Annotated in this window: 1 protein-coding gene; it reads right to left on the bottom strand. The window is 37.0% G+C overall.

Annotated features, from left to right (window positions below):
- The coding region (locus H3V04_RS09040; protein WP_198188273.1) for a heavy-metal-associated domain-containing protein at positions 1–324 on the bottom strand (324 nt) is incomplete at both ends.

Below are 324 nucleotides of genomic sequence, written 5' to 3'. Positions count from 1 at the left end.
CAATCCATACCATTAATTGAAAACACCGTTATTACACCTTTATTATTAGGTATTAGCTCTGGTGTCATATCGATTGATTTTAGTGCAGCAATAATTGATTCAGTAGATGAAAGCTCATGATCAACAGTGAGAATACGTTGCATTAAATTAAACTCAAGATGAGTAATCCCTTGAATGCTGCCAAGTTTTTTTCGAATAAGCGCTTCTTCCATTGGGCAATCCATTTTCATGATGCGGTAAACAGCTCGAGTATCAGAAGCATCACTAATAGGGGATATGTCTAATAAAGGAGAGGTTACATGTTCATGCCCACAACATCCTCCA

Source organism: Bifidobacterium sp. M0353 (genome assembly GCF_016100645.1).
GTDB classification, from domain to species: domain Bacteria; phylum Actinomycetota; class Actinomycetes; order Actinomycetales; family Bifidobacteriaceae; genus Bombiscardovia; species Bombiscardovia choladohabitans.
This window is presented reverse-complemented; position numbering and strand designations above follow the sequence as displayed.